Annotated in this window: 23 protein-coding genes, 1 tRNA gene and 1 rRNA gene; 17 read left to right on the top strand and 8 right to left on the bottom strand. The window is 53.0% G+C overall.

The features are described from left to right. Window positions 1-41: 41 nt before the first annotated feature. Window positions 42-1,529 (bottom strand): 16S ribosomal RNA (locus SPI6313_RS08910). Window positions 1,530-1,555: 26 nt separating this feature from the next. Further along, window positions 1,556-1,876 carry a hypothetical protein gene (locus SPI6313_RS22850; protein WP_139276589.1) on the bottom strand — a complete coding sequence of 107 codons (321 nt, stop codon included), beginning with the start codon at window positions 1,874-1,876 and terminating at the stop codon, window positions 1,556-1,558. A 45-nt stretch (window positions 1,877-1,921) separates the two neighbouring features. Between SPI6313_RS22850 and SPI6313_RS08920 the strand changes: the two genes are divergently transcribed. Further along, window positions 1,922-2,998: a D-alanine--D-alanine ligase gene (locus SPI6313_RS08920; RefSeq protein WP_072623068.1), complete on the top strand. Its 1,077-nt coding sequence runs from the start codon at window positions 1,922-1,924 to the stop codon at window positions 2,996-2,998. Window positions 2,999-3,002: 4 nt separating this feature from the next. On the opposite strand, the gene SPI6313_RS08925 is transcribed toward SPI6313_RS08920, so the two are convergent. Next, complete coding sequence (locus SPI6313_RS08925) at window positions 3,003-4,148, bottom strand: DUF58 domain-containing protein (protein WP_072620673.1); 1,146 nt, start codon at window positions 4,146-4,148, stop codon at window positions 3,003-3,005. A gap of 278 nt (window positions 4,149-4,426) precedes the next feature. On the opposite strand from SPI6313_RS08925, the gene SPI6313_RS08930 reads away from it, so the two are divergent. Next, a complete protein-coding gene (locus SPI6313_RS08930; RefSeq protein WP_072620674.1) occupies window positions 4,427-6,073 on the top strand; it encodes an FAD-dependent oxidoreductase in 1,647 nt (548 codons plus the stop codon). A gap of 94 nt (window positions 6,074-6,167) precedes the next feature. Here the strand turns inward: SPI6313_RS08930 and SPI6313_RS08935 are convergent, their stop codons facing one another. Further along, on the bottom strand, window positions 6,168-7,178 hold the full coding sequence (locus SPI6313_RS08935; protein WP_072620675.1) for a hypothetical protein: 1,011 nt from the start codon (window positions 7,176-7,178) through the stop codon (window positions 6,168-6,170). 187 nt (window positions 7,179-7,365) lie between these two features. Between SPI6313_RS08935 and SPI6313_RS08940 the strand changes: the two genes are divergently transcribed. Continuing rightward, window positions 7,366-7,665 carry a YiaA/YiaB family inner membrane protein gene (locus SPI6313_RS08940; protein WP_072623069.1) on the top strand — a complete coding sequence of 100 codons (300 nt, stop codon included), beginning with the start codon at window positions 7,366-7,368 and terminating at the stop codon, window positions 7,663-7,665. Window positions 7,666-7,836: 171 nt separating this feature from the next. On the opposite strand, the gene SPI6313_RS08945 is transcribed toward SPI6313_RS08940, so the two are convergent. After that, window positions 7,837-8,130, bottom strand: a complete 294-nt coding sequence (locus tag SPI6313_RS08945; RefSeq protein ID WP_072620676.1) for a Dabb family protein — start codon at window positions 8,128-8,130, stop codon at window positions 7,837-7,839. Between the two features lie 348 nt (window positions 8,131-8,478). Between SPI6313_RS08945 and SPI6313_RS08950 the strand changes: the two genes are divergently transcribed. The 3 genes from SPI6313_RS08950 to SPI6313_RS08960 all read left to right on the top strand — a co-directional run bounded on the left by SPI6313_RS08950 (window position 8,479) and on the right by SPI6313_RS08960 (window position 11,886). After that, window positions 8,479-10,980, top strand: a complete 2,502-nt coding sequence (locus SPI6313_RS08950) for an nSTAND1 domain-containing NTPase (RefSeq protein WP_139276590.1) — start codon at window positions 8,479-8,481, stop codon at window positions 10,978-10,980. A gap of 62 nt (window positions 10,981-11,042) precedes the next feature. Beyond that, window positions 11,043-11,561: a 2-oxo-4-hydroxy-4-carboxy-5-ureidoimidazoline decarboxylase gene (gene uraD, locus SPI6313_RS08955; protein WP_072620678.1), complete on the top strand. Its 519-nt coding sequence runs from the start codon at window positions 11,043-11,045 to the stop codon at window positions 11,559-11,561. Between the two features lie 100 nt (window positions 11,562-11,661). Continuing rightward, window positions 11,662-11,886, top strand: coding sequence for a hypothetical protein (locus SPI6313_RS08960; protein WP_072620679.1), 225 nt, complete (start codon window positions 11,662-11,664; stop codon window positions 11,884-11,886). A 77-nt stretch (window positions 11,887-11,963) separates the two neighbouring features. Here the strand turns inward: SPI6313_RS08960 and topA are convergent, their stop codons facing one another. After that, window positions 11,964-14,648: a type I DNA topoisomerase gene (topA, locus tag SPI6313_RS08965; RefSeq protein WP_072620680.1), complete on the bottom strand. Its 2,685-nt coding sequence runs from the start codon at window positions 14,646-14,648 to the stop codon at window positions 11,964-11,966. Between the two features lie 509 nt (window positions 14,649-15,157). Here topA and aroC point away from each other — a divergent pair. The 10 genes from aroC to rplL all read left to right on the top strand — a co-directional run bounded on the left by aroC (window position 15,158) and on the right by rplL (window position 21,385). Next, a complete protein-coding gene (aroC, locus tag SPI6313_RS08970) occupies window positions 15,158-16,252 on the top strand; it encodes a chorismate synthase (RefSeq protein WP_072620681.1) in 1,095 nt (364 codons plus the stop codon). Window positions 16,253-16,259: 7 nt separating this feature from the next. After that, window positions 16,260-17,129: an MBL fold metallo-hydrolase gene (locus SPI6313_RS08975; RefSeq protein WP_072620682.1), complete on the top strand. Its 870-nt coding sequence runs from the start codon at window positions 16,260-16,262 to the stop codon at window positions 17,127-17,129. A 69-nt stretch (window positions 17,130-17,198) separates the two neighbouring features. After that, window positions 17,199-17,564, top strand: a complete 366-nt coding sequence (gene rplS / locus SPI6313_RS08980) for a 50S ribosomal protein L19 (RefSeq protein ID WP_072623070.1) — start codon at window positions 17,199-17,201, stop codon at window positions 17,562-17,564. Window positions 17,565-17,681: 117 nt separating this feature from the next. Continuing rightward, a tRNA-Trp gene (locus SPI6313_RS08985) sits at window positions 17,682-17,754 on the top strand. Between the two features lie 277 nt (window positions 17,755-18,031). After that, the gene (gene secE, locus SPI6313_RS24395; RefSeq protein ID WP_072620683.1) at window positions 18,032-18,313 is read left to right on the top strand and encodes a preprotein translocase subunit SecE; all 282 of its coding nucleotides are present in this window, start codon (window positions 18,032-18,034) and stop codon (window positions 18,311-18,313) included. After that, window positions 18,310-18,927, top strand: a complete 618-nt coding sequence (gene nusG, locus SPI6313_RS08995; RefSeq protein ID WP_072620684.1) for a transcription termination/antitermination protein NusG — start codon at window positions 18,310-18,312, stop codon at window positions 18,925-18,927. The genes secE and nusG overlap by 4 nt, the downstream gene beginning before the upstream one ends. A 2-nt stretch (window positions 18,928-18,929) precedes the next feature. After that, window positions 18,930-19,355: a 50S ribosomal protein L11 gene (gene rplK, locus SPI6313_RS09000; protein ID WP_072620685.1), complete on the top strand. Its 426-nt coding sequence runs from the start codon at window positions 18,930-18,932 to the stop codon at window positions 19,353-19,355. A 56-nt stretch (window positions 19,356-19,411) separates the two neighbouring features. After that, window positions 19,412-20,128: a 50S ribosomal protein L1 gene (gene rplA / locus SPI6313_RS09005; RefSeq protein ID WP_072620686.1), complete on the top strand. Its 717-nt coding sequence runs from the start codon at window positions 19,412-19,414 to the stop codon at window positions 20,126-20,128. Between the two features lie 223 nt (window positions 20,129-20,351). Further along, window positions 20,352-20,912 carry a 50S ribosomal protein L10 gene (gene rplJ, locus SPI6313_RS09010; RefSeq protein ID WP_072620687.1) on the top strand — a complete coding sequence of 187 codons (561 nt, stop codon included), beginning with the start codon at window positions 20,352-20,354 and terminating at the stop codon, window positions 20,910-20,912. Between the two features lie 74 nt (window positions 20,913-20,986). Next, entirely contained in the window at window positions 20,987-21,385 is a 399-nt protein-coding gene (gene rplL / locus SPI6313_RS09015) for a 50S ribosomal protein L7/L12 (protein WP_072620688.1), read from the top strand. Window positions 21,386-21,498: 113 nt separating this feature from the next. On the opposite strand, the gene SPI6313_RS09020 is transcribed toward rplL, so the two are convergent. Both SPI6313_RS09020 and SPI6313_RS09025 read right to left on the bottom strand, forming a co-directional pair. Continuing rightward, window positions 21,499-22,152, bottom strand: coding sequence for a hypothetical protein (locus tag SPI6313_RS09020; RefSeq protein ID WP_072620689.1), 654 nt, complete (start codon window positions 22,150-22,152; stop codon window positions 21,499-21,501). Continuing rightward, window positions 22,146-22,874 (bottom strand): hypothetical protein, encoded by a 729-nt coding sequence (locus tag SPI6313_RS09025; RefSeq protein WP_139276591.1) that lies wholly within the window; start codon window positions 22,872-22,874, stop codon window positions 22,146-22,148. Before SPI6313_RS09025 ends, SPI6313_RS09020 begins: the two co-directional genes overlap by 7 nt. Before the next feature lie 289 nt (window positions 22,875-23,163). On the opposite strand from SPI6313_RS09025, the gene SPI6313_RS23465 reads away from it, so the two are divergent. Next, entirely contained in the window at window positions 23,164-23,340 is a 177-nt protein-coding gene (locus SPI6313_RS23465; RefSeq protein ID WP_175551109.1) for a hypothetical protein, read from the top strand. The last annotated feature ends 7 nt before the right edge of the window (window positions 23,341-23,347 follow it).

Consider the following 23,347-nt stretch of genomic DNA (forward strand, 5'->3'; position numbering starts at 1 on the left):
GCTTTGGTTTCTGATGACTTCATCCCTTTGAGGTCTCCCTTAAAGGAGGTGATCCAGCCACACCTTCCGGTACGGCTACCTTGTTACGACTTCACCCCAGTCACTAGCCCCACCTTCGGCGCCCTCCTCTGTAAACAGTTGGAGTAACGACTTCGGATGTTGCCAGCTTCCATGGTGTGACGGGCGGTGTGTACAAGGCCCGGGAACGGATTCACCGCAGTATGCTGACCTGCGATTACTAGCGATTCCTCCTTCATGCAGGCGAGTTGCAGCCTGCAATCTGAACTGAGGCTGGGTTTGATGAGATTCGCTTACTCTCGCGAGCTTGCTGCCCTTTGTCCCAACCATTGTAGTACGTGTGTAGCCCAAGACGTAAGGGGCATGCTGACTTGACGTCATCCTCACCTTCCTCCGGTTTGTCACCGGCAGTCTCCCTAGAGTGCCCAACTTAATGATGGCAACTAAGGACAAGGGTTGCGCTCGTTGCGGGACTTAACCCAACATCTCACGACACGAGCTGACGACAGCCATGCACCACCTGTCTCCGCGTTCCCGAAGGCACTCTCCTGTTTCCAAGAGATTCGCGGGATGTCAAGCCTTGGTAAGGTTCTTCGCGTTGCATCGAATTAAACCACATACTCCACCGCTTGTGCGGGCCCCCGTCAATTCCTTTGAGTTTCACACTTGCGTGCGTACTCCCCAGGCGGGAAACTTAACGCGTTAGCTTCGGCACAGCTCGGGTCGATACAAGCTACGCCTAGTTTCCATCGTTTACGGCTAGGACTACTGGGGTATCTAATCCCATTCGCTACCCTAGCTTTCGTCCCTCAGTGTCAGTTATGGCCCAGTAGGGCGCTTTCGCCACCGGTGTTCTTCCCAATCTCTACGCATTTCACCGCTACACTGGGAATTCCCCCTACCCCTACCATACTCTAGTTCAACAGTTTCCACTGCCTATATGCAGTTGAGCTGCACGCTTTAACAGCAGACTTGATGAACCACCTACGGACTCTTTACGCCCAATAATTCCGGATAACGCTTGCCTCCTCCGTATTACCGCGGCTGCTGGCACGGAGTTAGCCGAGGCTTATTCCTTAGGTACCGTCAGGTTTCTTCCCTAAGAAAAGCGGTTTACGACCCAAGGGCCTTCCTCCCGCACGCGGTATTGCTCCGTCAGGCTTTCGCCCATTGCGGAAAATTCCCCACTGCTGCCTCCCGTAGGAGTCTGGGCCGTGTCTCAGTCCCAGTGTGGCTGATCTTCCTCTCAGAACAGCTACTGATCGTCGCCTTGGTAGGCTCTTACCCCACCAACTAGCTAATCAGCCGCGAGCTCATCTTCAGGCGATAAATCTTTCACCTTTCGGCATATCGGGTATTAGCAGTCGTTTCCAACTGTTGTCCCCATCCTGAAGCCAGATTCTCACGTGTTACTCACCCGTCCGCCACTATCTCCGAAGAGACCGTTCGACTTGCATGTGTTAGGCATACCGCCAGCGTTCATCCTGAGCCAGGATCAAACTCTCCATTTTGGTTTATCCTTAGCTTAGTTTCTTGTTTAACGGGGAACCTTTTTGTCGGCTCTCAAACTATTCTTTTTTCTAGGTTCGGGGCGCGTTTTGTTTGCCGCGCATTTATCAATATATCTACTCCCCCCTGAACTGTCAACCCCTTTTTGGAATGAATTTTTGGGGGTTGCTTGAGGAAATCGATGTAAGCCAGAGATAGCAAGGGTTTCAAGGCATAAAATATTTTTGATTTTCTCCTGATTTTGGGCATGATGTTTGATTGGGTAGAGCGTTTGACCTACTTTGGGGGAGGACTGCTGTGGGAAGGGGGTGGTGGTAGAATCGCGAGGATCTTGTAAGTGATTTTGCAAGAGGGTCTTTCGTTCTATATGTGGCAGGAGGATTGTATGGGTATGGTGCAGCAGTTGAATGTGGGGTTGTTGTTTGGGGGGTGTTCGGGGGAGCATGAGGTTTCGATTGTTTCGGCTCGGGCGATCGCCCAAGGATTCTCAACACCTGAAAACCAAAGTAAGTATTGTGTGATGCCCTTCTACATCCAAAAGGATGGGGTATGGCAGGGCCCGGAACTGGCTCAACAGGTTTTAGACAATGCTCTAGAGGTGACGGATATTCCGCTCTCGTCGGAGGTGAAACGATCGCGGTGGCAGTTCCCTCCCCAGGCGGCTGATGTGGATGTGTGGTTTCCAATTTTGCATGGCCCCAATGGCGAGGATGGCTCAATTCAGGGGTTGTTGCAGTTGATGCAAGTGCCCTATGTGGGGAGTGGGGTGCTGGGGTCTTGTGTGGGGATGGATAAGTTGGCGATGAAGACGGCGTTTGCAGCGGTGGGGTTGGCGCAGGTGAAGTATGTGGAGATGATGCGATCGCAACTTTCCGGCCCTGCTGCCGATCTGAATAAATGTTGTGATGAGATTGAAACCCAACTGGGCTATCCGGCGTTTGTGAAACCGGCGAATTTAGGATCTTCAGTGGGGATTGCTAAGGTGAAGACGCGCCCTGAATTGGAAGTGGCGTTGAAGGAAGCGGCTCAGTTTGACCGTCGCTTGATTGTCGAAGCTGGGGTGGTGGGCCGTGAGGTGGAATGTGCAGTGTTGGGAAATGAACACCCCAAAGCGTCGGTGGTGGGGGAAATTACCTTTGATGCTGAGTTTTACGATTATGAAACGAAGTACACCGATGGGCGGGCGACGTTAACGATTCCGGCACAATTACCGGAGGCTATTGTGCAACGAATTCAGCAAATGGCGATCCAGGCGTTTCAAGCGGTGGATGCTGCGGAACTGTCGCGGGTGGATTTTTTCTATGTGGAGGCAACGGGGGAGATTTTCATTAATGAAATCAATACGATGCCTGGTTTTACTGCGTTAAGTATGTATCCGCAACTGTGGGAATGTTCTGGTATTCCGTTTCCTGATTTAGTGGATCACCTGGTTCAATTGGCGATGACACGCCATGGGGTGGCGGTTGCCTAGGCGATTAGCGAAATTGAATGGGTTGGCTGAGTTGTTCGATCAGGGGGCGATCGCGCTCAATCACTAATGTCGGTGTTTGGGTGGTTTGGGTTGAGGTTGAGCCAAAGAGGAGAGTTAAACTACCGGGGGGTAAGGCGCTTGAAGCCTGCCCGGATGGTGTTAGCCATAGGAGAGGCATAGTCGCGGGGCGCTCGAATTGGAGTGCCTCTTGGTATTGAACGGCTGCCAAGGTTTCAAGCACGACCCGATTGCCCTGTACGGTTCCTGTCGCGGCTGTCCAGAGGGTGACGGCAAGTTGCGCACGGCTGGTGTAGAAGTAGAGAGAGGCCGCGGCAATGACGGCTTGCTCAAAGTCATCATGAGACCAAACGGCATGGCTATCGAGGGCAATCAGTACCTCGCGGCCACTGGTGAGAATTTCGAGTTCGCGCACTTGTAGATTGCCAAGGCGGGCACTGGTGCGCCAGTGAATCAGGCGGGTGGGATCACCAAAGCGATAGGGTCGGAGGGCTTTGGTGATGCCTTCGGTGGCGGCTTGGTAGCGGTGTTCTTGTTGGACGTTGAGTTGTTCGTTTTGTTGGATGGTATCGATCAGGGGACAACGGCGCAGGGGAAGGATCTGCGGGTAAATGATGACTTGGGCGGGGAGCGATCGCCACCGCCGACACCAAAATAGGCCTAAGGGATTGCCGGTGCGAAAAAAGAGGCCCGGCCAATGGTACAGGCCGCGCTGGGTGGCTTGGGTGGTGGTGGTATAGGTGCGGGTTTGCTGGGGGGCGATCGCTTCAATGGTGATGGGTTGGGGCTGTCCCAAGGCTTTGGGGAGCAGTTCGATCAATTGCAGCAGTGCTTTCGGCTGGGTGGTGGGGTTCGTCACTTGCACATCGAGGCTGATCACGTCCCCGACGCTCACCGGCGTAATCGGTTGCCGCTGGACTTGGAGGGCTTTGAGCGATCGCATCGGTAAGACCGCCCCCAAGATCAGTAACGCCAGGATTAACCCACTAATCACATAGAGCCAACCCGCCATGGTGTTCGTGGCTGCCCCGAAAAAACAAAGACCAATCGTCAACAAAACGCCGCCCCCAAAGGCCGGAGCGGCTCCGTTGGACTCTAGCCAGTCATACCATCGCTGCAATTTTCGTTTCATGAATCCCTAGGGTGTCGCTATGGTTGGAGAGGATTGGGTGCATGGTTCGATTGATTCCCTGTTACCGAGTTTGTGCCGCCCACTGTCCCACTACACCATACAAAATTGCAGTTCCAGAATGAGCCGATCGAATCCTCTGGGCCGCCCAGGGTGAACCCTGGCAGAGCCACAGTTATTGCAACGGGGACGTTAAAAGAGCTTGAAGGAAGCGCGATCGCCCTGGGTCATTGTCTAGGATCAACAGTAATCATTCAATTTGAGCACAGGAACAAGAAGCCATGACTCAGCAGCGTATTTTAATTGTTGGGGGTGTCGCTGGCGGGGCATCCTGTGCGGCGCGATCGCGTCGTTTAGACGAAGATGCCGAAATTATCATGTATGACCGCGGCCCCTATGTGTCCTTTGCCAACTGTGGTCTGCCCTATTATGTGGGGGATGTGATCGTTGATGAGTCTAAGCTCTTAGTGGCTAATGCAGACTTATTTCAAGAGCGCTTCAATATTCAAGTTTGCCTAGAGCATAATGTGTGCGGGATCGATCGCGATCGCCAAACCATCACCGTAGAAAATTTAAAAACCGGTGAAAAACGCGAAGAAGCCTACGATGCCCTCGTGCTTGCCCCAGGTGCTGCCCCCATTCGTCCCCCCTTGCCGGGAATTGATTTACCAGGAATTTTTGCCCTGCGGACGATCCCCGATAGTCGGCGGATTCGGGACTGGATTACGACCCACCAGGTGAAAACAGCGGTGATCGTCGGCGGGGGATTTATTGGCTTGGAAATGACAGAAAACTTGATCCATCGGGATATTCAGGTGACGTTATTAGAACAACTCCCCCAAGTGATGCCGCCCCTTGACCCGGAAATGGTGGCCGCAGTGCATGATCTGTTGCGGGAACGGGGGGTGAACCTGTGTTTAGGGGATGGCGTGAGCGGGTTTGCGACGGCGGGCGATCGCATCCAAGTCAGCACAGCATCAGGGCAAAGGCATACAGCAGATCTTGTCATTTTAGCGATCGGGGTGCGACCGGAAAATCAACTGGCGAAGGCGGCAGATCTGGCCATTGGCGAACGGGGCGGCATTCAAGTCAATGACCAAATGCAAACCAGCGATCCGCACATTTGGGCTGTGGGGGATGTGGTGGAAGTGCAGGATTTTGTCACCCAAACGCCGACCCAAATTCCCCTAGCCGGCCCGGCTAACCGTCAAGGTCGAATCGCAGCGGATGCGATCGCTGGCCGTGCGAGTACCTTTCGCGGTGTTCAGGGTACGTCCGTTTGTCGGATTTTTGACCTCACCGTTGCCAGCACCGGAGCCAGCGAAAAACTGCTGCAACGCCTTGCGATCCCCTACGAAAAAGTCCATCTCCACCCAGGGCATCATGTGGGCTATTTTCCCGGTGCAACCCCCATTGATATTAAGCTCCTATTCGCTCCCGAAACGGGCAAAATCTTGGGGGTGCAAGCCGTGGGAGAATCGGGCACGGAAAAGCGGGTTGATGTGATTGCAATGGCAATTCAAACAGGAGCGACGGTATTCGACCTCGAAGAAGCAGAGCTATGTTACGCGCCGCAATTTGGCGCGGCAAAAGATCCTGTCAATTTTGCCGGCATGATTGCGGCGAACCATCTCCGGGGCGATGCACCGATCGCCCAATGGTCGGATCAGGCATGGCGATCGCATTGTCTTGTTGATGTGCGCACGGTGTCTGAATTTGCAGCGGGGGCAGTGGAAGGGGCGATCAATCTGCCCTTGAATGACTTGCGCGATCGCTTAACCGAACTCCCTCTCGATCAGCCCATTTATGTCTACTGCCAAGTGGGACAACGGGCCTACTATGCCACTCGCGTTCTCCGTTTAAATGGCTTCGAGGCCTTCAACCTCACCGGCGGATACAAAACCTATGACGCGATGCAGGCAACATAAGACGCGGTGATCATTGGGGCAGTGAGTATTGCCTGATATCGACTATTCCCCCTCTCCTCATGTGCTATTCATGGGGCAAGAGGGGTTGAAAATGTCACCCGTTATTCAACTGGGCCAAAGCTTTATCTAGGTCCAAATCCATGAAGCGATCGCAAGCAAAATACATCCACTGAATCGACGTTTGCGGATCGCGGCCAATGGATTGAAACCCCAGCGCCGCCGTCAACGCCTCATAACTGGGATGAATAATCAGCGTATAAATATCGCATAAATTCGGAAAATCCACCGTCATCTGCTCCAACGTCCTTTGCACATCCTGAACAAACACCCGACGATAGGCATTTAAATAGTCCGGCGCAATCATCCAACTGCGAATAAACACCGCCACACAGCTTGTATCTCCTGGGGTTGCCATCTTAAACCGGTCTACTTCTCGAATTGCGCTCAGATGCAGGCCACGATTGGGCGGGCCAAAAAAATTAGCCTCCGACTCACTCGTTACCGGATAGAGCAAGAAAAACCCGACCGGATTTTGATTATCGTCCCGCCGCAACACCCGCATCCCCACAGAATACTGCCGTGCCCAGCCCCGCAACAACCGCGCAATCCGATGGGGTACGGCTTCGGTATTGTGGTTCATCCAGTTGTAGTTTGTGGCCAACAACTGCGCCACGGGAATCGCATCACAGCGGGGATCAAAATCATCCAGATGCAGCGGGGGTAAGATGCGGTGCTCTCCTTGGGTTTCGGCAAATAGGGTGAGGGCGAGGGGTTGAATGGTGATTTGGGTGGTGTTGCCGTCGAAGCGTTTGCCAATGAACCCCAGGGCGGCCAGTTTATCGAGCATCATCCCGGCGGAGCGATCGCTCCCCTGCTCTTTATCGCTGTAGAACAATTCCGCCGCCTGCCGATGGCTACAGGTCACCAGGCCCGCCGGTTGGGTTAATTGGGTCAGCGGAGCCGGTCTGCCCTCGTGGGCCAACGCATAGATCCACAGCCGCACCAAGCATTCCGCCCGCACCCGCGTCAGCCCCACCCGCTGAATTAAACGTTCCACCCAATCCTGATAATGCTCCGCACTGACCCACTGCTCCAACTCGAACATGGCCGACAATCACGCCTCACGTTTTCCCTATTCTAAGCAAATTTCCTGCACTCTCCTACATCCTGCTTCACCCCCCTACACCCTGCTCTTCGGCTTTCGGGTGGCTCAGGGTTACTCATTGTTTCCTCACAATTCCCTTTGGCATAGTGAAAACAGTTCAGCAATTCATGATCCATTCGAGGTTTCTATGGCAACAACAACAAAGCATCAAACCGCACCTGTCCATACCAATGCTTGGGTCTTGCAAACCTATCTTTGTTTTTTTATTTCCATCGCGGCTACTCTCCTCGGCATTTTGTATATGCCGAATCAAGATAATTGGGTTAAAGGGTATCTATTAATGGGAATGCTATTTTCCGTGGGTTCAACGGTGAGTTTGTCGAAAACAGTGCGCGACATTGAAGAATCCAAACGGATGATCAGCCGCATTGATGAAGCTAAGTTAGAACGCCTCTTAGCTAATTACGATCCCTTTAAGGACGTTTAATCATCTCCACACGGATAAGGGGCTGAAGCCCTTTGCCTGGCAATCCACCCACTTAGACAAGGCGGCTTTAGCCCCTTGTTTTTTTCAGGCAAAGTAAACCCAAAAAATAAGGCAGCGTCAGCCCCTTGTTTTGCCAAGTCAGCCCCTGATTTGGTGTACAGAAGCACGAGCTTAACAGTCGTAGTCTACGGCGAGGGTTTCGGCGAGGATGGGTTTGATTTTGGTGGCGATGATTTCTTGGTGGAGGGGGTGGGGTTGGTAGTCGGCGAGACCTTGACGATCGTGGAATCGCACCACTAAGCCATGGGTGAAGCCCTGCGATCGCGCCGAAAAATTTTCCCCACAGGATAACGCCACAATGCTGGGAATTTTCCCCACCATGCCCCGCAATGCCGCGAGAACATCGGCGATCGCCGCCTCCGTTGCATCCGGCTGCCATTTAAACAGAACAATATGTTCAACCATTATTTAGTATCCGTTCAGACCAAATTTGAGTGTAGGGCGTGACGGGGTAGTCTGTTCCTTCGGGTCTCTTTTTATCAATTTTTCATGAAAAACACAAACTTTTGTACCTTGTAATACTATTTGTTTTCAGGAAATGCAAATTAGAAACAATCTCATTGGCAGATAACGTGGGGGCAGCCTCAACGCCCATTCTGGGGCTGCGTCTAACATTCTAGGGACAGAATCAGGCCTTGCCCTTGTCTCCATCTGCTTCAACTGTACTGTGGAGATTGAGGCAAACTCACCCGGAGCGGAAAGGGAACCGATAGGATGAAGGTGAGTTGTCTATTTTCCCTTCGCGCCGATTTTATGGTGTTAGTTCTGCTCGACTGTGATGGAAATTTAAACCAGGTCGTCACGCTAACCCTCGAAATTCAGGCTGAGGGCCAGGCAACACCGCCCCGCATTGTTGACCGTTTACCCCCCAATCTGGCTTTGGCCGAATGTTATGAACAGTGGCGATCGCTTGCTCACCCCTGCGCCTCGACTCCGGAACACCTCGCCCAACGACAAGCCCTCACCGCCACCCTAATCCAAGAGTTCAATCAGTGGCTGCGATCCGAATCCCATGACAATCTTGGTGATACCCTGCGCACTCACCTCGATCCGACGGATGACATTGTGGTGCTAGTGCAGGCGAGTGTGGGGTTACAGGGTTTACCGTGGCAGCAGTGGGACTGGTTGACGCAGTATCCCAAGGCTGCGATCGCGTTCCGTACCCCTGACCCTCGGGCCGAAGCACGGGAACTGAAGCCACGCGATCGGACCGCCCTCCAGCCTCTCCGCATCTTGATGGTGTTGGGCCAGCAGTCTGAACCGGAAGACCGCGATCGCCCCCTCCCCGCCATCGAATTTTGTCGGTTAATTGAACCGAGCCGCGCTCAACTCCATCAGCACCTCTGGGATGCTCAGGGATGGGATATCCTCTGCCTGTCGGGGGCGCACCTCAACCCAGAAAATACCGCTCAGATGCTACACCATGGCCTCAAAAAAGCGGTAAAACAGGGACTTGTAGTGGTGCTGCTGAACATTATCGATGGCCTAGCATTCGTCCCGACCTTAGCGGCCTTGGGGTTGTATACGATTGTGATGCGTGAGCCGGTGTCGGATGCCGTGGCGCAAACTGTTTTATATCAGATTTTACGGAATTTTCAACGGGGACAGCCCCTTTCGTTAGCCGTGCGTACGGCTCAAGCGCAGTTACAGGCTGTGGACTGGGACGGTTTGGAGGGGATGGGGCTGCCGATGGTGTACTACCCGGCGATGGGGGGATCACTCTCCCAGAGCTATGGGGTTTTAACCTGGGATGATCTGAATCCGACGGCAACCCTGCCCTGTCCCTATCGAGGGTTGGGTGCATTTACGGCGGCGGATGCGGCGGTATTTCGGGGACGGCAAACGATGGTGGAGCGTTTGGCCTATGGGGTCTATAGTCAGCCGTTGGTGGCGTTGATCGGAGCGGCGGGGATGGGGAAATCGTCCTTGGTGTTGGCGGGGTTAGTCCCGCAGTTTGCATCGGAGGCGGCGATCGCAATTTTTCGTCCTGGCACGACACCGCTCCACAATCTTGCCACCGCTTTAATGAAGCTGCTGCCGGAGCCTGATCCCCTGCTGGCGTTAAAGTTGGCGACGGGGGAGGCGAATTTTTTGGCGGTGATTAAAAGTGCGTTGCAGCATCAGCAGCAACCTCGTTTGCTATTGATCGCGGATCAATTTGAAGAACTGTTTACGGGGTGCGATCGCACCACCCAAGCGGAATTTTTGGAGGTTTTTCTGTCCCCTGTCCATGCGGCTGATACCACGGCCTCACCCTGGCACACCCCTAAATTGACCGTTATTCTCACCCTGCGGGCCGATTTTCTCGAAGCGGCCCTGACCGATGCCCAGCTTGCGCCGCTGCTCTGTCGCCATCAGCCAGAATTATTAATGCCCATGACCCCGAAGGCGTGCCATGCTGCGATTGTCGAGCCTGCCGAGGCGGTGGGTGTGAGCCTGGAATCGGGTTTGACAGAACGGATGATCGCGGCGGTGGAGAATGAACCCGGCCGGTTACCGTGGTTGGAATTTGCCCTGACCCGTCTTTGGGACTACCAACGGGAGCAGGAGCCGGAAGGGTTGCGATCGCACCAACTCACCCACCACGCCTACGATGCGATCGGGGGCGTGGAGCAGGCGATCGCTCGCTATGCGGAACAGGCTTACCATCACTTAAACAGAGCCGCACAGGCACAAACTCGCCGCCTGTTTACCCGCTTAGTCCAACCCGGCCAGGGGACAGCCCCTGCCCGTCGCTCCATCCCCCTCGACGATCTCGGCGATCGCGATCTCCTCACCTATTGGGCGGATCATCAGTTACTTGTGGTGGAGTCGGATCGGGTGGAATTGGTGCATGAGGTGTTAATTCATGCCTGGGATCGGTTTCAATCATGGCTCCTGGAGGATCGGGGGTTTCAACTCTGGCAGGAGCGATCGCGTTCCCAGTGGCAGCAATGGCATCAAGCCAGATCTGACGAAGACAAGCTCTTGCAGGGTATGGCTCTCACCGAAGCAGAACAGTGGCTTGCCCAACGGGATACAGAGTTAGCCCCCAGGGCACGGGAATGGATTGCGGCGAGTGTAGCCCTGCGGCAGCGGGAGGCGCGATCGCGTCGGTGGCGGCAACTGTGGTTCGCGGCGGGGTTGCTCTTGGCAGTATTGTGGGCGGGTGCAATCCGCTGGCAGCACCATCAGGAGCAAGACAAGGCCCCAACCAGGACGAATCGAACCTGTCCCGCAGCGGTACAGCCCTTGGATCGTGAATGGTGCAGTTGAGCATCACGGATGAAAACGATAGGCTGAACTCAATACACCGAACCCCTACCCAGGAAACACCCATGTCTACGCTCCATCACTACACGATCGCAGAATTGAACGCCCTCGACCAAGCGGCGTTTACGGCGGCGCTCGATGGCATTTTTGAAGAAACCCCCAGCATCGCCTGTCAAGCCTGGCACGCCCGACCCTTTCGCGATCGCGATCTCCTCCATGGGGCGATGGTGGATGTGGTGCGATCGCTTCCCCAATCCGAACAACTCGCCCTGATCAAAGCCCATCCCGACCTCGGCAGTCGCACCAAAATGGCCGATGCCTCCGTCCAAGAACAAACCCGCGTCGGCCTCAATCACCTTAGTCCCACGGAATATGACCAGTTCACCGCGTTAAACAATACCTACAAAAAGCGGTTTGGCTTCCCATTTATCATCGCCGTGGGTCACCACACCAAAGAAAGCATCCTCGCCGCCTTTGAAACCCGTCTGCAAAACAGCCCAGAGCAGGAACAAGCCCAGGCATTAGCAGAAATTTTTGCGATCGCCGCCCTCCGTCTCGAAAATCGAGTCGCCGCATCACCCTAGAGCCTCACCCCGTCCAAACTTGAGTGTTTCTCAGGTTGGCAGGAACAGCCCTAAACTCCGATGATGAAAGAGACCCACTCTAACGTTAGATGGTGTGATCATGGTACTCCTCAAAATTAAAGGCTCAATTACGTTCGGTCTGGCCTTGGCTGCGATCGTTTTCTTCACATCGGGCGATAAATTTCTCCCCCAACCCCTCAGCGGCTGGAGCTACAGCCTCCGCACCGGAACCGTCAACTGGATCAGCGGCATCTTCGACCCCAGCAACCGACTTGACCCCAACGAAGCCCGCCAAGAACAGATCGAACAACTCGAAGGCCAATAGGCGGGGAGGTGCGATCGCACCACCGCCGATCAACTCCACCGCCATCGATCAAGACAAGCAAGACTGACCCTTGAGAATCAAGCTTTCTTGCGAGTTGAGCTTTTGCGGGTGGTGGTTTTCTTCGTCGTGGTGGACTTTTTCGCCGTCGTCGATTTTTTGGCGGTGGTGGACTTTTTCGCCGTCGTGCTGGTGGATTTTTTGCGGGTGGTTTTCTTTTTCGTTGCCGCCTTTTCCGCCAAAATGGGCAGAGCCTTTTCCAGGGTCATCGTCTCAATCGTTTCACCCTCCGGTAAACCCGCATTAACGTTGCCATGCTTCACATAATTTCCATAGGGGCCGGCATAGATGTTGACGGGTTCTTGATCCTCAGGATGTACCCCCAACTCTTTCAGCGGCGTTTTGCTCGCATTGCGACCCCGGCCCCGCTTCGGTTGGGCCAACAGTTCCAAGGCCCGCTCCAAGGTAATTTCCAACACATCATCCGGCACTTTAATCGACCGATAATCCTTACCATTTTTGCCTTGATCATGAACGACATAGGGCCCAAACCGTCCCAAGCTGGCTTTCACCTTCGCACCGGTTTCCGGGTGTTCCCCTAACAGGCGAGGCAACGCCAACAGTCCCAGAGCCAAATCCAGGGTGACATCTTCCGTCTTCACTCCCTTGGGCAGGGAGGCCCGTTTTGGTTTCGGATTTTCATCGGTTTTTTCGCCCAGTTGCACATAGGGGCCATAGTTACCCACGAGGACATAAATGGATTCTTGCGTTTCCGGATGAACGCCCAATTCTTCGGGGCCTTCCAGTTTTTGGCGAATCAGTTGATCCACTTGCTCCGGGGTGAGATCCGCCGGGGTTAAGTCCGGGGGAATGGAGGCGGTCACCACATCATCACCGTGGGGGACTTCAATATAGGGGCCGAATCGACCGATTTTAACCACCCCCGTCAGGTTGTCGAGGATGACGGTTTTAGCTTTGCCCACTTCGATGTCCTGTTCGCGGACTTTGACCTGCTTTTCGAGGCCCTGTTCCCCTAAATAAAAGGATTCTAGATAGGGCAACCACTTGGCATCGCCAGCGGCAATTTCATCAAGGGTTTGCTCCATCCGGGAGGTGAAGCCAGTATCGACTAGATCGGGAAAATGATCTTCGAGGAGACGGGAGACGGCGAAGGCGGTGAAGGTGGGAATTAGGGTTTTGTTGCGCATCTGGGCATAGCCGCGATCGATGATCGTGCCGATGATGCTGGCGTAGGTGCTGGGGCGGCCAATGCCTTCACTTTCAAGGACTTTCACCAAGGAGGCTTCGGTGTAGCGGGCGGGGGGTTGGGTGTCATGGCTGAGGGGGTCGAGGGCCTGACAGTTCAGCACATCATCCACCTTGAGATCCGGGAGGGTGATTTCTTGATCTTCAAGGGCGGCATCGGGATCATCGCTGCCTTCAACGTAGGCACGGAAGAAACCGGGAAAGTCAATCCGTTTGCCGCTGGCGCGGAATTCGGCATCATCGACTTTAACGGTAACGCTGAGTTGGGTTAGTTTAGCGTCGGCCATTTGACAGGCGACGGTGCGTTTCCAAATCAGGTCATAGAGGCGGAATTCGCGATCGCTCAATCCCGTCTCCTGGGGTGTCCGAAAACTCGACCCCGCCGGCCGAATCGCTTCATGGGCTTCTTGGGCCCCTTTACTTTTCGTGGTGTATTGGCGCGGCTTCTTGGGTAAATACTCGTTGCCATATTTATGGGTGACACAATCGCGGGCAGCCGAAATCGCCTGCTCCGACAAATGCACCGAATCCGTCCGCATATAGGTGATGTAGCCCTCTTCGTAGAGTTTTTGGGCAATGCGCATCGTGTCCCGCGCTGAGTACCCCAGTTTCCGGTTGGATTCCTGTTGCAGGGTGGAGGTAGTGAAGGGGGGCGACGGGCGGCGGATGGTGGGCCGTTCATCGGTGTGGCTCACCGTCCAGGTTTGGGGTTCGAGGCGCTCTTTGAGGGCGAGGGCTTCGGCTTCATTGAGGACAACGACTTTTTTACCCTTGGCGAGGGTGCCGGTGCTCGGATCAAAATCGCTCCCGGTGGCGAGCTTTTTCCCCGCTAGGGTGACTAATTTCGCCTCAAATTTACCTTTTTTGGCCTGCAAGTGGGCTTTGAGATTCCAATAGGAGGCGGTTTGAAAAGCTCGCCGCTCGCGCTCGCGTTGTACCAAAAGCCGCACCGATACCGATTGAACCCGTCCGGCGGACAGTCCGAAGGAAATCTTTTTCCACAGCAGCGGTGAGAGGGTATAGCCGACGAGACGATCGAGAATGCGGCGGGTCTCTTGGGCATGGACGAGATTTTCGTTGATGTCGCGGCAGTTATTTAGGGCCTTTTGGATGGCTTCGGCGGTGATTTCATGAAAAACCATCCGCTTGGGGGGAGTTTTCGGCTTTAAAATTTGCAACAAATGCCAGGAAATACTTTCGCCTTCACGGTCTTCGTCAGTGGCCAGGATTAATTCATCGGCATTTTTGAGGGCATCTTTTAATTCCTTAACAATCTTTTTTTTGGTTTTCGGAATGACGTAAATCGGTTCAAAGTTGTTGTGAGCATTGACCCCAAGTTGCGACCAATCTTGTCCCTTGTAGGAGGTTGGAATTTCATCAGCGGATGAGGGCAAATCCCGCACATGACCCATGGAGGCTTGGACTATGTAGTCACTGGGAAGATAGTTCCGAATGGTACGGGCTTTTGTGGGAGATTCAACAATAACAAGAGTGGACATAAGTCGGTTATCAAGGAATGGAGTTATCAGAGATTGCGAAACAGTCGGCTAATAACTTCAAGGTCAGGGGTAAATGATTTACCTATTTTCAGAGATACCACAGACCAGCCAGAATTGGCAGTGGATGGGATCAAGCTTGAGCCGATGCTGGGGCAAAATCGAGGGCTGTGGTGCGGTGAAATCAGGTCGATGGAATCGTGAGGAAGGCAGGATCGCGCCTTGCTCTGAACGGTGGTGCCACTATTCCATCTAAGTTAGCCGATGATGTGTCCCATGGTGGCCGGTGGGGGACAAACGGGGTTGGGTGAAAAGAATGGTGAGGGTTTAACCCCATTAATTCTTTATTAAGCCTGCCCGGATTACCATCGATGGCCCAAGGGACGGCTTGGGTCTGGGGTAGGGGGGCGATCGCATCACCGTGAATCCGAACCGTGAATCCGAATTGTGTCCCAATTCCGCATCCCCCCAAAGGTTAGGATAAAATGTGGCCATTCCTCAGCGACAAGACTATGGGCAGTACATTTGGGCATCTGTTTCGGATCACCACCTTCGGCGAGTCCCACGGGGGCGGCGTGGGCGTGGTGATTGATGGCTGTCCCCCCCAGCTTGAGATCAGCCGCGATGAGATTCAGTTTGAACTCGATCGCCGCCGCCCCGGCCAAAGCAAAATCACCACCCCTCGCAAAGAAGCCGACCAATGCGAAATCCTGTCGGGGATGTTTGAAGGGAAAACCCTCGGTACACCGATCGCGATTATGGTGCGCAACAAAGACCCACGCCCCCAGGATTATGAGGAAATGCGCCTCAAATATCGCCCCTCCCATGCTGATGCCACCTATGATGCCAAGTACGGGATTCGTAATTGGCAGGGGGGGGGGCGTTCCTCCGCACGGGAGACAATTGGCCGGGTGGCAGCAGGGGCGATCGCTAAAAAAATTCTCCATCAAGTGGCCGGCGTTGAAATCGTCGCCTACGTCAAACGAATTCAAAATCTTGAAGGTGCGATCGACCCCGAAACCGTCACCCTCGACCAGGTCGAAGCCAACATCGTCCGCTGTCCGGATGTCGAATGCGCCGACCGAATGATAGAACTAATTGACCAAGCCCGGCGCGATCAAAACTCCCTCGGCGGCGTTGTCGAATGCGTCGCCCGCCACGTCCCTCCGGGCCTCGGCGAACCCGTCTTTGACAAACTCGAAGCCGACCTCGCCAAAGGGATCATGTCCTTACCAGCCACGAAAGGCTTTGAAATCGGGTCAGGCTTTGCCGGTACCGTCTTAACCGGCAAAGAACACAATGACGCTTTCTGCCTCGATGATCAGGGAACAATGCGCACGGCCACCAACCGTTCCGGCGGTATTCAAGGGGGAATCTCCAACGGAGAATCGATTATTTTACGGGCTGCCTTTAAACCCACTGCTACCATAGGACAAGCACAGCAAACGGTGACAACCACAGGTGAGGCCACTGTCCTGGCCGCAAAAGGTCGTCATGACCCCTGCGTTTTACCCAGAGCTGTCCCCATGGTGGAAGCAATGGTGGCCCTAGTCCTGTGCGATCACCTCCTGCGGAATCAGGGTCAATGTACTGTTTTAATGCCTTGAGTGCTCCATGGAAACTAACCCTTCTAATGAATTTCTGATCCAATTCTGGGGAGTTCGGGGAAGCATTCCCTCCCCTGGCTCTGACACTGTCGGTTACGGCGGTAACACCTCCTGCGTCGATATGCGCATTGGGGGTAAACATCTGATCTTTGATGGCGGCACCGGTCTTCGGGTTTTGGGTAAGTCCCTGCTGAAACAGTCCCCCATCGAAGCCTACGTTTTCTTCACCCATTACCACTGGGATCACATCCAAGGAATTCCCTTTTTCTTTCCCTATTTCAGCCCCCAAGATCGGTTTCATATCCATGGCCAAGTGCCACCAGAAGGGGAACTGATGACGATGGAGCGGCACTTTAAAGAACGGGTGCTGCATGTTAATTCCCCAGTCCCCATCGCTGACATTTCCGCCGATCTGCGTTTTCACGATATTGTCTGCGGTGAAGCCTTCCAACTCGATGACATCACCATCGAAACTAAGCCCCTCAATCATCCCAACGGGGCCATGGGCTACCGGGTCAGTTGGCGCGGCTATACGGCAGTCTATTGCACGGATACCGAGCATTTACCCGATCGCCTCGATGAAAATGTGGTTCACCTAGCGCGGGATGCGGATGTGTTCATCTACGACGCGATGTACACTGATGCGGAATACCACAACCCGAAATCTCCAAAAGTGGGCTGGGGTCATTCCACTTGGCAAGAAGGAGTGAGGGTGGCTGAAGCGGCTGGGGTGAAGCAGTTAGTCATTTTTCACCATGAGCCAAACCATAGCGATGTGTTTCTGGATGATCTCAGCCATGAGGTGTTGGCTGCGTCTCCCACGGCAGTGATGGCAAAAGAAGGCTTAATTCTGGATGTTACCCAGGCCGGCCAGTAATAGACGGCCTACTCGTACTCTAGGATTCATGGTACTATAGGAGACTGTGAGTTTTGGGCAAAACGAATGTTGCACGCAGAAGAAATTATTCGTTCCGTTGAGTCGGAATTTATTAAGGATGATATCCCCACGATCCATGTGGGGGACTTGGTGCGGGTCGGTATCCGTATTCAAGAGGGCGGTAAAGAACGGGTTCAGCCCTATGAAGGCACCGTGATCGCCAAGCGTCACGGCGGGATCAATGAGACCATCACCGTGCGGAAGATTTTCCAAGGGGTGGGGGTTGAACGGGTTTTCTTGCTTCATTCTCCGAAGGTCAGTGAGATTAAGATTGTGCGTCGCGGTAAAGTGCGGCGGGCGAAACTGTACTACTTGCGCGATCGCGTCGGGAAAGCGACTCGGATCAAACAACGCTTCGATCGCCCCCTCAAGTAGTCTCCAGCCTACTGTTGACGGTTTACCTGCGTTACTAGCCATTCGTTCCCGCTTTGCATTACAATGAAAATCCAGTGGAGAAACCTGTTGAAGCACCCCACTTCATCGACTCCCTGTGCGCTCTTAGTTCAGTTGGTAGAACGCAGGTCTCCAAAACCTGATGTCGGGGGTTCAAGTCCTCCAGGGCGCGTCACCATGCTTACTGGGATACGCCGTCGGCAGCGCAGTGCTCTATCCCGATGCTTCAGTTGTCATTATGGCTGGGCGCGGGTGGGTCTTCTGGCGACCAGAAATACCCTGGATTTAGGGTATCGTGAAGAGAAGGGACACCTGACTCTTGAGGTGAGATGATCGGGTCAGTGGATCGCGAATTGCGATCGCACCTCGGCCCACCCCCTTGAGTCCGTGCAATATCCCCCAATAACACCGTTTAGGTCATCCAAGTATCACGGGAGATTCTGGTTATCGTGGCTAAAAAAAACCCCCAAAGCAACAACACCCCCAAAGCAACAGCAACCCCAAAAGGCGGCAAACCTGATGCCAAAAAAGACGGCAAAGGAAGCGAAGACTTCAGTGTGACCGGCTTTTTAAGCGAATCCAAAGAAGAATTAAGCAAAGTCGTCTGGCCCTCGCGCCAGCAATTGATCAGTGAATCCGCAGCCGTCATCTTAATGGTGACCCTCGTTGCGACCACGATTTATTTCGTGGATAACTTGTTTGTGTGGTTGAGTAAAGCGGTATTTTCATGAGTTTTCTACCCGAAGATGAACATCAAACCGAACAGTCCCCAGAAACCCGCGAAAAACCGCGTTGGTATGCTGTTCAAGTCGCATCCGGTTGTGAAAAACGGGTGAAAACGAATCTAGAGCAACGGGTTCACACCTTAGATGTTGCTGATCGCGTCTTGCAAGTACAGATTCCCCAAACCCCCACAGTCAAAGTCCGTAAGGACGGAGTCCGGCTGCATAGCGAAGAAAAAGTCTTTCCCGGCTACGTGTTAGTGCAAATGCTCCTCGATGATGAATCCTGGCAAGCGGTGAAAAATACGCCCCATGTGATCAACTTCGTCGGCGCTGAGCAAAAACGCCCCACCGGGAGAGGGCGGGGTCACGTGCGACCGGTTCCCCTCAGTCCGGGAGAAGTCGAGCGGATCTTCAAACATGCTGAAGATCAAGAACCCGTTGTCAAAATTGACATGGCCGTTGGTGATAAGATCATGGTCCTGTCGGGGCCGTTCAAAGATTTTGAAGGAGAAGTGATTGAGGTCAGTCCGGAACGGAGTAAACTCAAAGCCCTCCTATCGATTTTTGGGCGCGATACCCCTGTTGAATTGGAATTTACACAGGTCGAAAAACAAGGCTAACTATGGCAAAGAAAGTTGTTGGGCTCGTTAAACTGGCGTTACCCGCAGGTAAAGCCGCTGCGACCCCTCCCGTGGGGCCCGCTTTGGGTCAGCATGGGGTGAATATCATGGCGTTTTGCAAAGAATACAATGCAAAAACGGCGGATAAAGCGGGTTTGATTATCCCGGTGGAAATTTCGATCTACGAAGATCGGAGCTTCACCTTTATTCTGAAAACGCCTCCGGCATCGGTTTTGATTAAAAAAGAAGCCGGTATCGATAAAGGAGCCGCTCAACCGAATACCCAAACGGTGGGCAGTATTACCCGTGATCAGTTGCGCAGTATCGCTGAAATTAAGTTGCCGGATCTCAATGCCAATGACATTGATGCGGCGATGAAGATTGTGGCGGGCACGGCGAAAAACATGGGCGTTGCGATTACAGACTAGAACACGATAGCGGGGAGAAGCACGGCTTCGTTTGCACCCAAAGGAGAATAAAATTCATGGCTAAAAAATTATCACGCCGGTTACAGGCTGCGTGGGCGAAGGTGGAAGATCGGCCCTACGAACCCACAGAGGCATTGGCATTGTTGAAAGAGACGGCAACGGCTAAGTTTGATGAAACGGCTGAAGTCCATATCCGTTTGGGAATTGACCCGAAGTACACGGATCAACAGTTGCGGACGACGGTGGCGCTGCCGAAGGGTACGGGGCAAGCCGTGCGGGTGGCGGTGATCGGTCGCGGTGAAAAGGTGAAGGAAGCAGAAGATGCTGGGGCGGATCTGTTCGGTTCGGAAGAGTTGATTGAAGAAATCCAAAAAGGCATGTTGGATTTTGATAAGTTGATTGCGACACCGGACATGATGCCGAAGGTGGCGAAGTTGGGGCGGATGTTGGGGCCGAAGGGCTTGATGCCGTCGCCGAAGGCGGGCACGGTGACGACGGATGTGGCGAGTGCGATCGCTGAATTTAAAGCCGGGAAATTAGAATTCCGGGCCGACCGAACCGGCATCGTTCATGTTATGTTTGGTAAGGCATCGTTTCCGGCCGAAGATTTATTACAAAATCTCAAAGCCCTTCAGGAAACGGTGGATCGTAACCGTCCCTCTGGTGCAAAAGGTCGCTATTGGCGCAGTATCTATGTTTCTGCTTCGATGGGGCCATCGATCCAGGTCGATATCAGTGGGTTACGGGATCTGAAGTTAACTGAAGCGGCTTAGACGAACCATTATTCCGACACAATTGAATGATTCATTCTCTGTGACATGCTAAAGACAGCAGGTGCAGATGGCTTAATTGCCTGCCGAGGTTTGTTCCGGGAATGATGTGCGATCGCGGACTATACCCTCCGTAGCACATTGTTTCCGTAACGCGACCCCGGCCCCCGTGTCGGGGTTTTGTGTGGGCGAAGCGATGCTAATTACAAGGAGGTGAGACCAGATTATGGGGAGAACCCGCGAAAATAAGGCCGAAATCATTGCCGACCTCAAAGAACATTTGAGTGCGTCGCAATTGGCTGTTGTTTTTGACTATCAGGGCCTCTCCGTTGCGGAGATTACCAATCTGCGCGATCGGATGCGTCCCCTCGGTACGGTGTGCAAAATCACGAAAAACACGTTGATGGAGCTGGCTGTTGCTGAGGATAGCGAATGGAAACCGATGACAGAATTTCTGTCGGGTTCCAATGCGTTTTTGTTAGTCCAAGATGACATTGGCGGTGCAATCCGTGCTTTCCAAGCCTTTAAGAAGGAAACCAAGAAAACGGAATTCCGAGGCGGGGTGATGCAGGGCCGGGCCCTCAATGAAGAGCAGGTGAAAGCGATCGCTGATCTGCCCTCCAAAGAGGAACTCATGGCACAAATTGCGGGCGCGATCAACTCGATCCCGACCAAGATTGCCGTGGGTGTCAAAGAAGTCCCGTCATCCATTGCACGGGGTATCAACGAAGTACCCAGTTCTTTGGGTCGTGCGATCGCCGCGATCGCCGCCAAAGGCGACGAATAGGCCCAACCCGATTCGGTGCTGAGCCAACAAAACTCAAACATTACGACGATTTACACTGATACAGGAGATCAACTATGTCCGCAGCAACCGACGAAATTTTGGAAAAGCTCAAGGGTCTAACCCTTTTGGAAGCATCTGAACTCGTGACCCAAATTGAAGACGCTTTTGGCGTGACCGCAGCCGCTCCCGCTGGCGGCGGCATGATGATGATGGCTCCGGGCGCTGGCGCTCCGGCAGCCGCTGAACCCGAAGAAGAGAAGACCGAATTTGACGTGATTCTCGAAGAGTTCCCCGCTGACAAGAAAATCGCCATCCTCAAAGTTGTCCGTGCGATCACCGGATTGGGCCTCAAAGAAGCCAAAGAAGTGGTGGAATCTGCTCCCAAGGCGCTCAAAGAAGGCACCAGCAAAGACGATGCCGAAGCGATCAAGAAGCAGCTTGAAGAAGCTGGCGCAAAAGCCACGATCAAGTAGCTTCATCGCATTAATTAAAGCGTTATTGAAAATCTCCCTAGTGAATATCACTAGGGAGATTTCTTGTCTTTTGAAATGCTGGACTTATACTGGAAATTGTGATCGACTAGAAGCTATATTCCCAACTCACTACATAACGTTGTATTGAAAATACGTGTATCCGGATCACCGTTCTCAATCCAACCCTTTTCAGGATGGTTGATTCGTAACCATTCTGTTTGAGTATCCTCACTAAAATACGGGCTTCCCACTACTGCAATACGTTCGCCCGGATAAACACGACCACGTTCATCAGTGCTAGGATTTGGCAGTTCGTAGGCATTAAGTCCAACTGTGCTACTTACTCGATAGTTAATACACAATGTATCAGGAGCCGTTAAATTGGGTCTCACGTCTGGCAACTCGCGTTCACAATCCGATATCAGATAGCGTGCCTGGACAAACCCCTCACCAGGGAGCCGGACTGCAATCCAACCGGATAAGTCACCATCTTCACCTAAGATAACCTTATCACCTCGACTCAAATCCATAACTATACCACTTGACTCTGTGCGAGATTGGTGAATCATCGCAAGATCATTGTGTACCTGTCGGCATTCCCCCGTCATATCCCTTTCAAGTTGAGCTACCTCGAAGGAAGCTGCATGAGCAACAGGAGAGGTCAAAGATACATGTTGCACTATGCCTGAGACAGAAAGGATACTTACTGCGCCAATGTTGAGCCAATTTTTTATCATATCTATACCTTTCCCTGAATTTATCAACATTCTCTTAAATTATTCTCATCATTTCCAGGTGTACGAAACTCAACCCATCCTTCAATGGGAGAGTTTGCGTCCAAAAGAATCACTTTGATCCACCAGCGATCTGAATCTAGGTCATCTGGTTCAATGGAAGTGTTCAGTTGTTGATAAACAGTTTCACCAGAGAACAGTTCTTGATTGGTTTTTCGGCGAATATGCGGTGAAGAATGAACGATTAGATCTTTATTGACTCGGTAGCATTGTCCACGCTGTTGCAAATTAGTTGGGGTAGCCTGAACTGAAATGTCGAATTCATCACAATCATCATGTTCATCTACAGACCGCGCTTGGACAAAACCCGAAGTTCTAGGGTTTTCGGCATCTTCAATTTTGACCCAGCCATCTGGATAATCTTCGATTATACGAACAATATTTTCCCGATTTAAACTGACACCTGGTATTGGAGCGGCTGTTGAGGACCTCCTGAATACACCTGTCTCTTCTTTAATGTAGGCGCATTGATTCCTGAAAGATCGCTGAGTGATCTCAGTTTGATCCGGGAGAAGGTCACGAGGGGATGAAGTTCGGGAGAGAGCTGCGATCGCAGATCCCTCTGCCAGTGTTCCTAACGTTAGTGTGAGCAGCGCAAATAGACGAGTCCAGCAGTTCATTGGTTTCATCATTCCAGTGGTTCGGTCTCTAATATACTCAAGAATTCTCAATTGCGGACGAGAAGACTTTTCCATCTTCGCTTATATAGTCTGGCTTGATCCTGCATTTTTATACATCAGCAGGGTTTTGTCACGTTTATTCACCGTGAATAACACTCGGTCTGCATCAGGCTCTAAGCAGAGTGGACAGTTTTTGAAGTGCCTCCTAATGTAACGAAAGATGGCGAAGGTTAACGATGGATTGCGAAAAGGGCGGGGAGTGCGATCGCACCAAAAGCCCAGTGATAGGCTAAGGGACAAATTTAACCCCTCGCGTCATTGAAAAAGGGCGCAACCCTGCGCCCTAGACCGATGAAATTACCCTATGTACAATCACAATAGCAACAGTGGACTGTTAGAATCTGCACTCCTTGCTACGGTTGGAGCCGGAATTGTCACCTCTTTTGCGATTAGCCAGGGACAACATCCGCTCCACGCGATCTTAATCACGCTCACCGCCGCTAGCTTCGCCTTGCTCTGCCAGAAGTGCAGCCAGCGTTAACCCCGGA

It is taken from the genome of Spirulina major PCC 6313 (assembly GCF_001890765.1).
GTDB classification, from domain to species: Bacteria; Cyanobacteriota; Cyanobacteriia; order Cyanobacteriales; family Spirulinaceae; genus Spirulina; species Spirulina major.